We start from the raw sequence: 13020 nt of genomic DNA on the forward strand, positions 1-13020 counted from the left end.
CGGAACGAAATGACAGGCGAGGTTACTTATGCGGATATCAAGAACTTCGTCAGCGCCCTCGCGCTGACGCAGCCGCGCATCCTCGCCATGTTCATCGTCCTGCCGATCTTCAACCAGCAGCTCATGCCGGGCCTGCTGCGCTATGCGGTGGCCGGCGCGCTGGGCGCGGTGGCGGTGCCGTTCGTGATGCCGGAGATCGCGCAGGCCGACTTCAACGCCCCGCAACTGGTGATGCTGATCCTGAAGGAGGCCTTCATCGGCTTCGTGCTGGGCTACCTGGCGGCCATTCCGTTCTGGATCTTCGAGGCGGTGGGCTTTCTCATCGACAACCAGCGCGGCGCCAGCATCGCGGCCACGCTGAACCCGCTCACCGGCAACGACTCCTCGCCCATGGGCATCCTGTTCAACCAGGCCTTCATCGTCTACTTCCTGCTGGCCGGCGGCTTCTCGCTGCTGCTGGGCACGCTGTACGACAGCTTCAAGGTGTGGAGCATCGTGCACTGGGCACCCGCGCTGAATGCCGACGCCATGCCGCTGATGCTGGCGCAGCTCGACCGGCTGGGCCGCCTCGCCTTCCTGTTCGCGGGGCCGGTGCTGGTGGCCATGTTCCTGTCCGAGGTGGGCCTGGCGCTGGTGAGCCGCTTCGCGCCGCAGCTGCAGGTGTTCTTCATGGCCATGCCCATCAAGAGCGCGCTGGCGGTGCTGGTGCTGATTCTCTACGGCTCGCTGCTGTTCGACTACGGCGCGGACCAGATCGAGGGCATCGGGCGCATCCTGCCGTTCCTGCAGGACCTCTGGGGGGGCGCCGTGCGATGAGCGAAAAAACCGAACAGCCCACTTCCAAGCGGCTGCGCGACAGCCGCAAGAAGGGCGACGTCGCCTACAGCAAGGACTTCACGCAGACGCTGCTGATCGTGGCGCTGTTCGGCTACCTGCTGGCCAGCGCGGGCCGCATCGTGGACACGCTGGCGCAGGCCATATTGCTGCCCTCGACGCTGCTGCAGCTGGAGTTCACCGAAGCCGTGAACACGGCCGCGACGCGGCTGCTGAGCGAGGCCGCGTGGATCGTGCTGCCGATCATCGGCATCGTGCTGGGCGTGGGCATCTTCGCGGACACGATGCAGGTGGGCATCCTGTTCGCGTTCGACAAGCTCAAGCCCTCGGCGCAGAAGCTCAACCCGCTCGCCAACCTGAAGAACATCTTCTCCAAGAAGAACTTCATGGAGTTCCTCAAGTCGGTGCTGAAGATCGGCTTCCTGTCGGCGCTGCTGTGGATCCTGCTGCGCGACGCGCTGCCGATCCTCACGAGCATTCCGCAGGCCGGGCTCGCGGGCATGGGCAAGGTGATGGGCTCGCTGCTGAAGACGATGGTGATCAACATCGGCCTGGCCTACGCCGCCATCGCGCTGGCCGACTTCGTGTGGCAGCGCCTGCAGTACCGAAAGGGGCTGATGATGTCCAAGGACGAAGTGAAGCAGGAATACAAGGAGATGGAGGGCGACCCCCACATCAAGCACCAGCGCAAGCACCTGCACCAGGAAATGATGGCTGAGGGCGCCGTGCAGAGCGCGCGCAAGGCCACCGTGGTGGTGACCAACCCGACCCACCTGGCCGTGGCGCTGCGCTACGACGCCGAGGAAACCCCGCTGCCCGTGGTGCTGGCCAAGGGCGAAGGCGCGCTGGCCGAACGCATGATGCGCGCCGCGCGCGAAGCCGGCGTGCCGGTGATGCAGAACATTCCGCTGGCGCGCGCGCTCACCGAGCACGCGAGCGTCGGCGAGTACATCCCTTCCGAACTCGTCGAGCCGGTGGCCGAACTGCTGAAGCTGCTGGCGCAGATGCGGCAGATGGACGGCGACCCGCTGGCCCCTCCTCTTCCATGAGCATGTCCTTCCCCACCTCTTCCTCACCCTCCGCCCGCCAGGCCGATGCCGGCGCGGCGCGCCTTCTTGCGCAGTACCGCGCGCAGCAGGCGCCTCATGCGGCCGATGCCGATGCCGGTGGCAGCGGCCCGGTCGACCTGGTGATCGACGGCCGCCACCGCGTGCGGCTGGAAGCCCTGCCGGGCGGCGGCATCCGCGTGGCCTCGCGCCTGCGCGCGCTGCCCGAGCCGGGCCACGCGCGCGACCAGCTGGTGCAGGCGATCGGCCGGCTGGCCTGCGGCACCATGCTGGCGTCGCCCTGCGCGTGCGTGATCGACGCGCGCGAGCGCGCGGCCTGGCTGCAGCTCACGGTGGCCGCGGGATCGACCCAGGACATCGACGACGCGGTGGGCGAGCTCGCCAACGCACTTGCCTTCTGGACCCCGGCCGTCGCGGCCGCCTGACATTGCTCTCGCCCTTGCTCTTGCGCCCGCTCATGCGCCCTCACGCCACCATGCCCCGCACCTCCTTCCGCTCCCCCCTGCTTCGCACCCTGGCCGCCGCGCTGGTGGGCTGCGCGCTGCTGTCGCTGCCCGGCGCACCCGCACACGCCGGCCCGCCGCCGTGGTCCGACGCGCCCTACACCTACTACGCCGAGAGCCAGCCGCTGGCCAAGGTGCTGCGCGACTTCGCGGCCAGCTTCAGCCTGGCGCTGGAGCTGTCGCCGCAGGTGACCGGCCCGGTCAACGGCCGCTTCAGCTCGCCCACGCCGACCGACTTTCTGAACCAGCTGGGCGGCGTGTACGGCTTCAACTGGTTCACGCACGCCGGCACGCTGTACGTGAGCCGCACCACCGAAACCACCACGCGCAGCATCACCGCCTCGGGCGCGAGCATCGGCGCCATGCGCCAGGCGCTCACCAGCCTGGGCGTGCTCGACGCGCGCTTCGGCTGGGGCGAACTGCCCGACCAGGGCGTGGCGCTGGTGTCGGGACCGCCCGGCTACGTGAGCCTGGTGCAGCGCACGGTGGCGGCGCTGCCGCTGGTGGCGGGCGGGCAGCAGGTGACGGTGTTCAGGCTCAAGCACGCCACGGTGGACGACCGCACGGTGCTCTACCGCGACCGGCAGATCACCACCACCGGGCTGGCGCAGGTGCTGCGCAACCTGGTCAACGGCTCGGGCACGGGCGGCACCTACAGCGACGCCACGCTCACCGCCATTGCCGCGCCGCTGCGCGCGAGCAGCACGGGCATGGCGCCCGCGACCACGGTGGCGGGCGCCGCGCCCGGCGCGCCGGTGGCCGCCGGCGGCGGGGAATCGTCGAGCGACGCGAAGCTGGCCGCCGCGGCCGGCCAGCAGAACAGCCGCCGGCTGGTGCCGTCGATCCAGGCCGACTCGCGGCTCAACGCGCTCATCATCCAGGACATTCCGGAGCGCCTGCCGATCTACCAGAAGCTGATCGAGCAGCTCGACGTGCCGACCGCGCTGATCGAGATCGAGGCGCTCATCATCGACGTGAACGCCACCCGGCTCGACGAGCTGGGCATCGCCTGGGGCGGGCGCACCGGCGGCACCACGGCGGGCTTCGGCAACCTCGCGGCGTCGACCTCGGGCAACGAGATCACGCTGGGCGCGGTGTCGCGCAGCGCCACGGTGAACCCGACCTCGCTGGTGGTGAGCGCGGGCAACTTCCTGGTCACGCGCATCCGCGCGCTGGAGGGCATGGGCGAGGCGTCGATCCAGTCGCGTCCGTCGATCCTCACGGTGGACCACATCGGCGCGCTGCTGGACCTGTCGGAAACCTTCTACATCCGCACCACCGGCGAGCGCGTGGCCACGGTGACGCCGGTGACGGTGGGCACCACGCTGCGCGTGACGCCGCACTACATCGAGCGCGCGAACGGCGCGGTGGTGCAACTCGACGTGGACATCGAGGACGGCCAGATCCAGGACCGCACCATCGACGACCTGCCGACCATCCGCAAGAGCGTGGTGAGCACGCAGGCCATCGTGGGCGAGAACCAGACGCTGCTGATCGGCGGCTACAACACGCGCCAGGCCACGCGCCAGAACGACCGCGTGCCGGGCCTGGGCCGGCTGCCGGTAGTGGGGCTGTTCTTCTCGAACCGCACGGACAACGTGCAGTCGCGCGAGCGGCTGTTCATGATCAAGCCGCGGCTGGTGACGCTGCCCTCGCCGCGCGTGGCGGGCGCCGCGCCGACCGGGGCCGAGATGCAGGCCGCCAGCGCCGCGGCCATCGGGGCCTCGACGGTGACGGTGCTGCCGGCGCCGGGCGGACTGCCCGTGACGGTGTCGCCCGCGCCGTCGATCATCGAGCCCGGCACGCTGGTGTTGCCCGCGCCGTTGCCGCCGCTGAATTCGGCACCGGCGGCGCCGAACTCGCCTGCGGCGCCCTGAGCGGGAGTGCGGAAATGCGGGAGTGAGGGAGTGAAGGAGTGAAGGAGCGCGGGAAGGCCGCGCTCAGAAGTCCAGTGCGGCGCCGCGCGCCAGCATCTGGGCCTTGAGCGCGGAGCGCGCGCGCGACAGGCGGCTGCGCACGGTGCCCACCGGCACGGTCAGCAGCACGGCGGCCTCTTCGTACGAGAGTTCGTCCACCGCCACCATCAGCAGCACCTCGCGCATGCTCTGCGGCAGCTCGGCCAGCGATTCGTTGAGCGCGCGCATCTGCTGCGACTGCGAGAGCATGCCTTCGGGCGTGAGGCGCTCGTCGGGCAGCGCGGCGAGTTCGTCGTCGGCGACGAACTCGTAACGGCGGTGCGGGGCGCGCGACAGGTAGTTGCGCACCAGGTTCATCGCAATGCCGTAGAGCCAGGTCGACAGCTCGGACTCGCCGCGGTAGCTCTGGAACGAGCGCACGGCTTCCATGAAAGCCTGCTGCGCCAGGTCTTCGGCATCGCCCGGATTGCCGATGTTCTTGATGATGAAGCGGTACAGCCGGGTGTTGTGCGTCTGCACCAGGGTGCGGAACAGCGTACCCGCCTCGGCCTCGCTCATGCCCTCCGGGGGCGTCAGCACACCCACCTCGCCACAGGCGCTGTCGTCGCTCTCAGCTTCGGTGGGGCAGTTGGACAAGGGGAGGCTTGGAAACGAAGGGGTGTCGACAACCCGGCGGGCGACACGACAGGGATGCATGCAATCCGCCGGCGGGCAGGCGCTGGCAACGCCTGGACACAGGATTTTACTTTCGTTTACCTGTGTATCCAATCCCCAGAATTGGGTATCTGACGAGCGGTGGCTCCCGTGGTAGCACGGGCGCTCTACGGCGGACGCCGTTCAGTCCTTGGGGAGTTCGGCCAGGATCTGGCACAGCCAGCCGGCCGCGGTGCCGGCGGACACCGGCGACTGGCCGGCTTCGGCTGCGCCAGCAAAGCGGCTGTCGAGCGCCGCGTCGATGTGCGTGCGCTGCGCGGCGCCCAGGCCGGACGGCTGCATGCCGGCGTTGCGGCACGCGGCTTCGAAGCCGGCGCCGCGGTTGGCGGCCGAGAAGTCGAGCCGCGTGAGAAAGTCGACGCCGTCCATCGCCTGGCGGCCGGTGCGCGCCATGTCGATGGCCAGGCTGACCGTGCGCGAGGCGAGCGGCACGCCGGCCGCGGGGGCCAGGTCGAGCTCGCGCGCCACGGCCTGGGTGATGCCGCCGGAGAAAGACTGGCCCAGCGCGGCAACGAAAGCGGAGGTGGTGTCGGCCCCGCCCTGCGGCCTGACCCAGGCCACCGAACGCTGCGTGGGGGTGGCACCGGTGGCGAGCACCTGCAGCCGGTCGCCGTCCAACTCGATGACGCCATCGGTTTTCTGACGCGCGGCCTCTTCGAACGCGCGCAGATTCGGCAGCGGCGAAACAGGGCTTGACGATGAAAGAGGTGCGGTAGACACGTTGCCAGTAAGTGGAGCACCCATGAGGGCGTCCTCGTATGTAACACGTGTCAGCGAACAGTTCCCAAGCCAGTGTCACTAAGTGTCAATTAGTACCCATGAGGCCAGGATTCGCGGCGGTTCAGCCGCTCGAATATTTGTTCAGGTGCAGGTTGCCCGGCTGCGAAAACGCCCTGGCGAGGCGGCTGAGCGCGCGCCAGGCCGCCGCCAATGGGGGCGTGCCGCTGCGAGGTCCCTCGTCGCCATCGCATATTGCGATCGTTCCAGGGAAGACGCTGATCACCACCGGCGATGTCTCGTGCGCGACATCTCGCGTGTCTGGATCGGAACTTCGCATCGGCGACTCCTTGGGAGCTGGTGATGCCTCGGCTCGCACGCATGCGCCGTGCCAGACCGAGACTGCCCCTCCCCTCACGCCTGCGATTCGAACCAGTCCCGCGCCGATCGCCCCTGGTCCGGCCCGAGCATCGAGAACCCGCCGTCGACCGGAATGTCCGCGCCCGTGACGAAGCGCGCCGCGTCCGAGCACAGGAAGAGAACCACCTGCGCCACGTCGTCGCCGTCGCCCACCCGGCCCAGCGGATGCATCGGCGCGCCGACGCGGTCGGCCAGCGCGCGGTCGTCGCCCGTCATGCGCGAGAGCGCGTCCGACCACGTCCACCCCGGCGACACCGAGTTCACGCGCACGCGCCGCGGCGCCAGGCTCGCCGCCTGGTTGCGCGTGAGCTGCAGGATCGCCGCCTTCGCCGCCGGGTACAGCGCCCGCCCCGCCGCGCCGAACTTGCCGCCGACGCTGCCCATGTTCACGATGGCGCCGCCCTGCGCCGCCAGCGCGTCGGTGGTCTTCTGCACCAGCATCGCACCGGAGACCAGGTTGACGTTCAGCGCGGCCAGCCAGTCGGCACGCGCGGCGTCGAGCCCGGCGTCGCCGTAGACCACGGCGTTGTTCACGAGGAAGTCGATGCGCCCTTCGGTGCCCAACGCGCCCGCCACCAAGGCGTCGAGCGCCGCGTCGGAGGCGATGTCGCAGGCCACGAAACGGCAGCGCGCGCCGATCCCGGCCGCCAGCGCCTCGCCACGCGGCACGTCGATGTCGACCGCCAGCACCTGGGCGCCGGCCTGCACGAACGCGCGCACGATCGCGCTGCCGAGCATCGCGGCCGCGCCGGTGACGATGGCGACCTTGCCTTGCAGCTCCGGGGTCATTGCAGGCCTCCCATCTGCCGCACGGCATCGTCGACCTGGACCACGTCCGCCAGCATCGCCAGTGTCTCGAGGCTGGCCGCGTGCAGGTGCGCCTGCGCGGTGCTGCAGGCGTCTGCCACCACCGCCACGCGGTAGCCCAGGTCGCTCGCATGCCGCGCGCCGTGCTCCACCACGTGGTTGGTCGCGATGCCCGCCACGTACAGCCGGCCGGCACCGGTGGCACGCACCGCCTCTTCGAGCCCGCTGGCCCAGAAGGGGTTGTTGCGCTTGTGCGTGACCACGGCCTCGCCCGGCAACGGCGCGAGTTCGCTGTAGAACTGCGCGCCCCAGGCGCCGTCCTGCACCGCGCCGGTCTCGGCGACACGGCGGAACAGCGTGCAGTTGTCCAGGCAGTCCGCGTAGCCCGGCGCGAAGGCGATGCGCACGAAGATCACCGGCACGCCGTGGGCACGGGCGCCGGCGATCAGGCGGCCGGCCGAGGCGATCAGCCGCGGGCGCGCCGGGTCGTCGGCGGCCACGCCCACGCGCACCTTGCCGTCGGCGTGCAGCACGTCGTTCTGGTAGTGCATGGCCAGCAGCGCGGCCTTCACATGAACACCTGCAGGGCTTCGTGCGGCGCGTCGCAGTTGACGAGGTCCACGCGCTTCATCTGGATACGGAACGCATCCCCCTCCCGGCGCAGCGTGTGCGCCACGCTGCCGCCGAAGGCGCGCTGCTCGGTCTTGCGCCATTCCAGCAGCATGAAGCTGGAGCGCACCACGCAACCGGCCTCGTCGCGCGCTTCGAGCCCGATGTTGCCCACCACGTGCACCGTGCGCGTGGGCGGCTGCTGCGAATAGGCACGGGCCTGCTCGAGCCGGCGCGCGCGCATCGAGCGCAGCAAGGTGTCTTCGCAGAACAGCGAGGCATGGTTGACGTGGTCGGTCTGGCCGTGCACCAGCGGCACCCAGTACAGCCCGTCGGGCGTGAAGAGCTTCTGCCATTCGTCCCAGCGGTGCTCGTCGAGCAGGCGCGCCTCGTGGTGCAGGAACTGCGTGACCGCCTGCTGTTCGTTCCAGTCGATGAAGTTCATTCGGCGCTCCCGGCTTGCACGCCCGCGCCCGCCCCCACGCTCGCACCCATGTACCCGGCCCAGGCCGCGAACATGTTGCGCGACGGCATCTCGCTGTTGCCGTTGGAGGCGCGGCCTCCGGGCAGCGGCTGGTCGCGGCCCGCCGCGCGGTGCATGCTGACCCAGTCGCCGCCGTCGGAACCCAGGCCTTCCTGCACCCGGTTGTAGGCCTCCAGGTCGTCGGCCATCACGTTGGACGACGGCGAATTCACGATGTTGGTGTACTTCAACGTGCGCTGAAAGCTCGCTTCCGGCGCGCCCTTCAGCCGGAAGCTGAAGATCTCGACCAGCGTGCGGTCCACCGACAGCGGCCGGATCACGCGGATCTGCTGGAACGAGGTGTGCGGCGAGCAGCTCGGGTAGACGATGGTGTTGTGCCGGTTCACACGCAATATCTCGTCGGCGCGCGCTGCTCCCTTGCTGGCCTCCAGCGAGGCCACGTAGGCCAGGCTCACCGGGTCGGTCGGCGCCACGAAGATGCCTTCCATGAAGCCGTGGCCGTTGTCGTAGCCCTTGAGCTCGAGCTTCTCCCAGAAGTCCAGCGGCTCGCCGTTGCCGTCGACGATCACCACCTCGAAGGGCTTGGGCGTGCCCGCAGGCATGGCCTCGTACTCTTCCTTGGCCGCGCGCCACGACGACTCGTGCGTGGCCACCGCGTGGATGGTGTCGTGCAGGTTCTCGAAGAAGATCTTCCAGTTGTTGCGCTGGATCACGCGCTGCACGCCGCCCGCCACTTCCACTTCGCCGTCGGGCGCGCGGTCGCAGAAGTTGTCGAGCGAGGTGGCCACGCCGCCCAGGAATTCGGTGAGCCCGGGCCCCTCCTTCGAAAGGCTCGCGAACACGAAGCCGCGGTGCGTGGCCACGCGCGCCACGTTGCGCACGCCGTACTGCGGGTCCTTCAGGTCGAGCGCCGTGTCTTCGTAGCCGCTGCGCAGCGGCACCGACAGCAGCGAGCCGTCGCACTTGAAGGTCCAGCCGTGGTACAGGCAGCGCAGGAACTTGCCGGCACTGCCGCTGCCCTCGGGCACCAGCCTGGCGCCCTTGTGCGGGCAGCGGTTGAACATCACGTGCACCTCGCCGTCGGTGTGGCGCACCATCACCACGGGCTCGCGGCCCAGGCGGGTGGTGAAGTAGTCGCCGGGCTTGGGCACCTGGCTTTCATGGCCGACGTAGAGCCAGGCCTGGCCGAAGACGCGGTCCATCTCCAGCTCGAAGATGGCGGGGTCGGTGTACACGCGCTTGTGCACGCGGTCGGGCTGCACGAGGTCCTGCAGGTCGGTGGTCATGGTGGGTCTCCTGGAATCGTGGGGTCGTCAGATGTCGAGCACCAGCTGCGGCGTCTTCGCGCGCGACACGCAGGTGCAGATGGTCTTGCCGCCCGCCTTCTCGCGCGGGCTCAGGTTGTGGTCGCGGTGGTCGGGCACGCCTTCGGCCACGTCGACGGCGCACACGCCGCAGTCGCCCTGGCGGCAGTAGTACAGCGGGTCGAGCCCGGCGGCGATGAGCACGTCGAGCAGGCTCTGGTCGGGGCGCACCGTGAGCGTCTTGCCCGAGCGCAGCGTGCGCACCTCGAAGGCCTTGTCGCCGGCCTGCTCGAGTGCACCGGCGAAGAGCTCGAAGTGCACGTGGTCGCCGGGCCAGCCGAGCGCGCGCGCCGTGTCGACCACGGCCTGCACCATGCCGCGCGGGCCGCAGACGTGCAGGTGGCGCCCGTTGGCCGGTGCCGCGAGCAAGGCGCGCAGGTCGATGCCGCGCGACGGATCGCCGCCGTCGTGCACCAGCGTGCCGCCGAGCGCGCGCACTTCCTGCAGGTAGGCCGTGGCCTCTTCGCTGCGCGTGGCGTAGACGAACTCGAAGGCCTGGCCCTCGGTGGCCAGCGCCCGCGCCATGCACAGCAGCGGCGTGATGCCGATGCCGCCCGCGATGAGCAGCGGCGCGGCGTTGCCCTTGTGCAGCACGAAGTCGTTGCGCGGCGCGTGCGCGGTCAGCGCCGCGCCTTCCGTCAGGCCATGCATCCATGCCGAACCGCCCGCGCCTTGCGGCTCGTGCAGCACGGCGATCTCGTAGCAGTCTTCATTGCTGTGCGGCTTCGCCAGCGAATAGGCGCGCTGCCCCGCATGCCCGTTGGGCTGCATCACCTGCACGCCCAGGTGCGCCCCCGGTGCGAACGGCGGCAAGGGCGCCCCGTTCGCGCTGCGCAGCACGAAGGCCTTGATGGCCGGCGTGAGCGAGGTGACCGATGCCACCACCAGCTCCAGCATGTCCGGCATATCGGGCATATCGGGCGTGCCGCTCATCCCGGCGGCAGCGCCGGGTCGGCGATGGTCAGCGCGGTCGACTTCGCCCAGCGCGTCATCAGCGTGTTCGACGGCAGCGTTTCATCGACCAGCTTGCGTGCCGTTTCCGCGCCGGCCACGGGCAGGCCCTTCGGGTCGAGCAGGCCGATCTGCACCAGCACGCTGGCCTGGTCCCAGTAGATGTGCTCGTGGTACAGCTTGTCGCCGCGGAACTTCACGATCGCCACCAGCGGAATTTCCACCGGCTTGCCCGTGGGCGCGATGCCCGGCAGCATCCAGTCGACTTCCACCGTGTGGTTGAAGCAGAACAGCATCTCGTCGACGATCTGCGTGGCGCCCACCGTGCGCGAGATGGGCGTGAGCCGCGTGTCCGGCGGCGTGGTCGGAATGAAGTGGTGCTTGTAGAAGCGCGATAGCTCCTTGGCGCCCACGCCGCCCGTCATCGTCGGGATGTGGTTGACGTAGGGCTCGCTCACCATCGTGGCCATGGTCGCGACCACGTCGCGCGTGGCGAACTCGTACTCGCAGTGCTTGTCCCACAGCGCCGACAGGTCGTAGACCGGGCCGATCGCTTCCTTGAACAGCGCCATGGAGCGCTGGTGCGCCATGAGCGTGGAAGGCTTGTCGAAGTGGTCGCCGCCGGTGCGCGCAAAGGCATGGTCGACGCCGGGGTACACGTACATCTGCGCGCCCGGCTTGCCCGCGAAGGCCTCCAGCACCTGCGCGCGCGCTTCGGGCGGGCAGAACTGGTCGAGCTCCGCGAAGTGCAGCGCAAGGGGGCATTCGATCTTCGGCACCAGGTCGAGCGCGCCCTCGATGCCCACGCCGTAGTAGCCCACGGCCGCGTCCACGCCCGAGTGCGCGGCCGCAAGGTACGCGAGCTTGCCGCCCAGGCAGAAGCCCAGCGCGCCGACCTTGCCGGTGCAGGCCGGGTGCGCGCGCAGCGCCTTCACGCTCGCCGTGACGTCGGCCACGCCGGCATCGATGTCGAACTTCTGGAAGAAACCGAAGGCGCGCTGCCAGTCCTCGGGCGAATAGCCCAGCTCCACGTCGGGCTCCATGCGCCAGAACAGGTCGGGCGCGAGCACCACGTAGCCCTCTTCGGCGTAGAGGTCGGCCACCTCGCGCACGTAGTCGTTGATGCCGAAGATTTCCTGGCACAGCACGATGCCGGGGCCGCGCCCCGAGGCCGGCAGGGCCAGGTAGCCGCGGAAGGTCTGCTGGCCGTCGGCGGCCGGAATGTCGATGTAGCTGCTCATCGGGGTGTCTCTGGAGTGGTGGGTTCGGCGGCGATTCTGTGGACCGCCCCGCCCGCCTGTCTGTCCATTTCGTGCAACCGGTCCGGCTGCACGAAACGGATAGCGCCGCGCCGCCGCGGCCCACAGACTGCGCCCTGCATTTCCCTCCCCCACGTTCACCGAACCCCCTCCACAGGAGAGCTCTTTCATGTCGCAGGCAAGCATCCAACCCGCCTTGTGGGCCATCGCCATCGCCGTCGGCGCGCTGGCCACCCCCGCGCAGGCGCAGACAGTCAAGGTCGGTCTCGCCATGGACCTGTCGGGCCCGTTCGCCGTCGGCGGCGCCGAGGCCAAGGCCGGCTTCGCCGTGGCCATGAAGCAGCTGGGCGGCAAGCTCGGCGGCGTGCCGGTCGAGTACGTCGAGGCCGACACCGCCGGCAACCCCGAGACCGCGCGCCAGGCGGTCGACCGCATGCTCATGCGCGACAAGATCGACCTGTTCACCGGCCCGGTCGGCTCCTCGGTCGCGCTGGCCGTCGGCCCGCCGCTCTTCGCGGCCAAGGTGCCCTACCTGTCGAGCAACACCGGCCCGAGCGACTATTCGGGCGCGCGCTGCAACCCGTACTTCTTCGGCGCGTCGTACCCCAACGACGCGTACCACGAGGCGGCCGGCAAGTTCGCTTCCGACAAGGCCTTCAAGAAAGTGGCGCTCATCGCGCCCAGCTATCCCGGCGGCAAGGACGCCATCACCGGCTTCAAGCGCACCTACAAGGGCTCGGTGGGCGACGAGCTCTACACCAAGCTGGGGCAGCTCGACTACTCGGCCGAGCTCGCGCAGATCCGCGCGTCCAAGCCCGACGCGCTGTACTTCTTCCTGCCCGGCGCCATGGGCGTGAGCTTCATCAAGCAGTTCGTGGGCGCGGGGCTGTCGAAGGACGTGGCGCTGATCTCCACGGCTTTTTCCGCCGACGAAGACATGATTCCGGCCGTCGGCGACCCGATGCTCGGCCTCTTCAACACCGCGCACTGGTCCTTCGACCTCGACAACCCCGCCAACCAGCGCTTCGTAGCCGCCTTCCGCGAACAGAACAACGGACGCAACCCCTCGTTCTATGCGGGCCAGGCCTACGACGTGCTGATGGCCATGGACGCCGCGGTGCGCGACGTCGGCGGCAAGGTGGCCGACCGGCCCGCGCTGCTGAAGGCGATCAAGGCGGCCAACTACAAGTCGGTGCGCGGCGACTTCCGCTACGGCGCCAACAACTTTCCGATCCAGAACTACTACCTGCGCGTGATCGGCAAGGACGCCAACGGGCGCATCGCCAACAAGGTGATCGGGACGGTGCTGCAGAACTACCAGGACACCAGCGCGGCGCAGTGCGCGATGAAGTCCTGAAGAAGGCAAAGACCGGTG

General features: G+C 69.6%; 14 protein-coding genes. 5 read left to right on the forward strand and 9 right to left on the reverse strand.

Features of this window, described 5'->3' with window-relative positions; genetic code table 11:
• Positions 1-9 precede the first annotated feature (9 nt).
• The 4 genes from sctT to sctC are packed head-to-tail and all read left to right on the forward strand — an operon-like array spanning position 10 to position 4281.
• On the forward strand, positions 10-816 hold the full coding sequence (gene sctT / locus BM013_RS27015; RefSeq protein WP_093130793.1) for a type III secretion system export apparatus subunit SctT: 807 nt from the start codon (positions 10-12) through the stop codon (positions 814-816).
• Positions 813-1883 carry a type III secretion system export apparatus subunit SctU gene (gene sctU / locus BM013_RS27020; protein WP_093130795.1) on the forward strand — a complete coding sequence of 357 codons (1071 nt, stop codon included), beginning with the start codon at positions 813-815 and terminating at the stop codon, positions 1881-1883. The genes sctT and sctU overlap by 4 nt, the downstream gene beginning before the upstream one ends.
• Entirely contained in the window at positions 1880-2326 is a 447-nt protein-coding gene (locus BM013_RS27025) for a type III secretion system chaperone family protein (RefSeq protein ID WP_143098354.1), read from the forward strand. The genes sctU and BM013_RS27025 overlap by 4 nt, the downstream gene beginning before the upstream one ends.
• A gap of 50 nt (positions 2327-2376) precedes the next feature.
• The gene (gene sctC / locus BM013_RS27030; protein WP_177225575.1) at positions 2377-4281 is read left to right on the forward strand and encodes a type III secretion system outer membrane ring subunit SctC; all 1905 of its coding nucleotides are present in this window, start codon (positions 2377-2379) and stop codon (positions 4279-4281) included.
• Between the two features lie 63 nt (positions 4282-4344).
• Here the strand turns inward: sctC and BM013_RS27035 are convergent, their stop codons facing one another.
• The 9 genes from BM013_RS27035 to BM013_RS27070 all read right to left on the reverse strand — a co-directional run bounded on the left by BM013_RS27035 (position 4345) and on the right by BM013_RS27070 (position 11627).
• Positions 4345-4956, reverse strand: a complete 612-nt coding sequence (locus tag BM013_RS27035; RefSeq protein WP_256220030.1) for an RNA polymerase sigma factor — start codon at positions 4954-4956, stop codon at positions 4345-4347.
• A 201-nt stretch (positions 4957-5157) separates the two neighbouring features.
• Entirely contained in the window at positions 5158-5652 is a 495-nt protein-coding gene (locus BM013_RS27040) for a BspR family type III secretion system anti-sigma factor (protein ID WP_256221709.1), read from the reverse strand.
• A gap of 223 nt (positions 5653-5875) precedes the next feature.
• Positions 5876-6091: a hypothetical protein gene (locus BM013_RS40665; RefSeq protein WP_143098356.1), complete on the reverse strand. Its 216-nt coding sequence runs from the start codon at positions 6089-6091 to the stop codon at positions 5876-5878.
• Positions 6092-6165: 74 nt separating this feature from the next.
• Positions 6166-6960 carry an SDR family oxidoreductase gene (locus BM013_RS27045; protein ID WP_093130803.1) on the reverse strand — a complete coding sequence of 265 codons (795 nt, stop codon included), beginning with the start codon at positions 6958-6960 and terminating at the stop codon, positions 6166-6168.
• Positions 6957-7550 (reverse strand): cysteine hydrolase family protein, encoded by a 594-nt coding sequence (locus tag BM013_RS27050; protein WP_093130805.1) that lies wholly within the window; start codon positions 7548-7550, stop codon positions 6957-6959. The genes BM013_RS27045 and BM013_RS27050 overlap by 4 nt, the downstream gene beginning before the upstream one ends.
• Positions 7547-8032, reverse strand: coding sequence for an aromatic-ring-hydroxylating dioxygenase subunit beta (locus tag BM013_RS27055; protein WP_093130807.1), 486 nt, complete (start codon positions 8030-8032; stop codon positions 7547-7549). The genes BM013_RS27050 and BM013_RS27055 overlap by 4 nt, the downstream gene beginning before the upstream one ends.
• Positions 8029-9357: an aromatic ring-hydroxylating dioxygenase subunit alpha gene (locus tag BM013_RS27060; RefSeq protein WP_093130809.1), complete on the reverse strand. Its 1329-nt coding sequence runs from the start codon at positions 9355-9357 to the stop codon at positions 8029-8031. Before BM013_RS27060 ends, BM013_RS27055 begins: the two co-directional genes overlap by 4 nt.
• Before the next feature lie 27 nt (positions 9358-9384).
• Positions 9385-10350, reverse strand: a complete 966-nt coding sequence (locus BM013_RS27065; protein ID WP_093130811.1) for a PDR/VanB family oxidoreductase — start codon at positions 10348-10350, stop codon at positions 9385-9387.
• Positions 10351-10364: 14 nt separating this feature from the next.
• A complete protein-coding gene (locus tag BM013_RS27070) occupies positions 10365-11627 on the reverse strand; it encodes a dienelactone hydrolase family protein (RefSeq protein ID WP_093130813.1) in 1263 nt (420 codons plus the stop codon).
• Between the two features lie 187 nt (positions 11628-11814).
• Between BM013_RS27070 and BM013_RS27075 the strand changes: the two genes are divergently transcribed.
• Entirely contained in the window at positions 11815-13002 is a 1188-nt protein-coding gene (locus BM013_RS27075) for an ABC transporter substrate-binding protein (RefSeq protein WP_093130815.1), read from the forward strand.
• The last annotated feature ends 18 nt before the right edge of the window (positions 13003-13020 follow it).

It is taken from the genome of Variovorax sp. OK605 (assembly GCF_900115445.1).
Classification (GTDB): Bacteria; Pseudomonadota; Gammaproteobacteria; order Burkholderiales; family Burkholderiaceae_C; genus Variovorax.

Coding starts and splice junctions, on each gene's coding strand:
- sctT (WP_093130793.1), top strand. CDS start 10: ATGACAGGCGAGGTTACTTATGCGGATATCAAGAACTTCGTCAGCGCC.
- sctU (WP_093130795.1), top strand. CDS start 813: ATGAGCGAAAAAACCGAACAGCCCACTTCCAAGCGGCTGCGCGACAGC.
- BM013_RS27025 (WP_143098354.1), top strand. CDS start 1,880: ATGAGCATGTCCTTCCCCACCTCTTCCTCACCCTCCGCCCGCCAGGCC.
- sctC (WP_177225575.1), top strand. CDS start 2,377: ATGCCCCGCACCTCCTTCCGCTCCCCCCTGCTTCGCACCCTGGCCGCC.
- BM013_RS40665 (WP_143098356.1), bottom strand. CDS start 6,091: ATGCGAAGTTCCGATCCAGACACGCGAGATGTCGCGCACGAGACATCG.
- BM013_RS27045 (WP_093130803.1), bottom strand. CDS start 6,960: ATGACCCCGGAGCTGCAAGGCAAGGTCGCCATCGTCACCGGCGCGGCC.
- BM013_RS27055 (WP_093130807.1), bottom strand. CDS start 8,032: ATGAACTTCATCGACTGGAACGAACAGCAGGCGGTCACGCAGTTCCTG.
- BM013_RS27060 (WP_093130809.1), bottom strand. CDS start 9,357: ATGACCACCGACCTGCAGGACCTCGTGCAGCCCGACCGCGTGCACAAG.
- BM013_RS27065 (WP_093130811.1), bottom strand. CDS start 10,350: ATGCCCGATATGCCGGACATGCTGGAGCTGGTGGTGGCATCGGTCACC.
- BM013_RS27070 (WP_093130813.1), bottom strand. CDS start 11,627: ATGAGCAGCTACATCGACATTCCGGCCGCCGACGGCCAGCAGACCTTC.
- BM013_RS27075 (WP_093130815.1), top strand. CDS start 11,815: ATGTCGCAGGCAAGCATCCAACCCGCCTTGTGGGCCATCGCCATCGCC.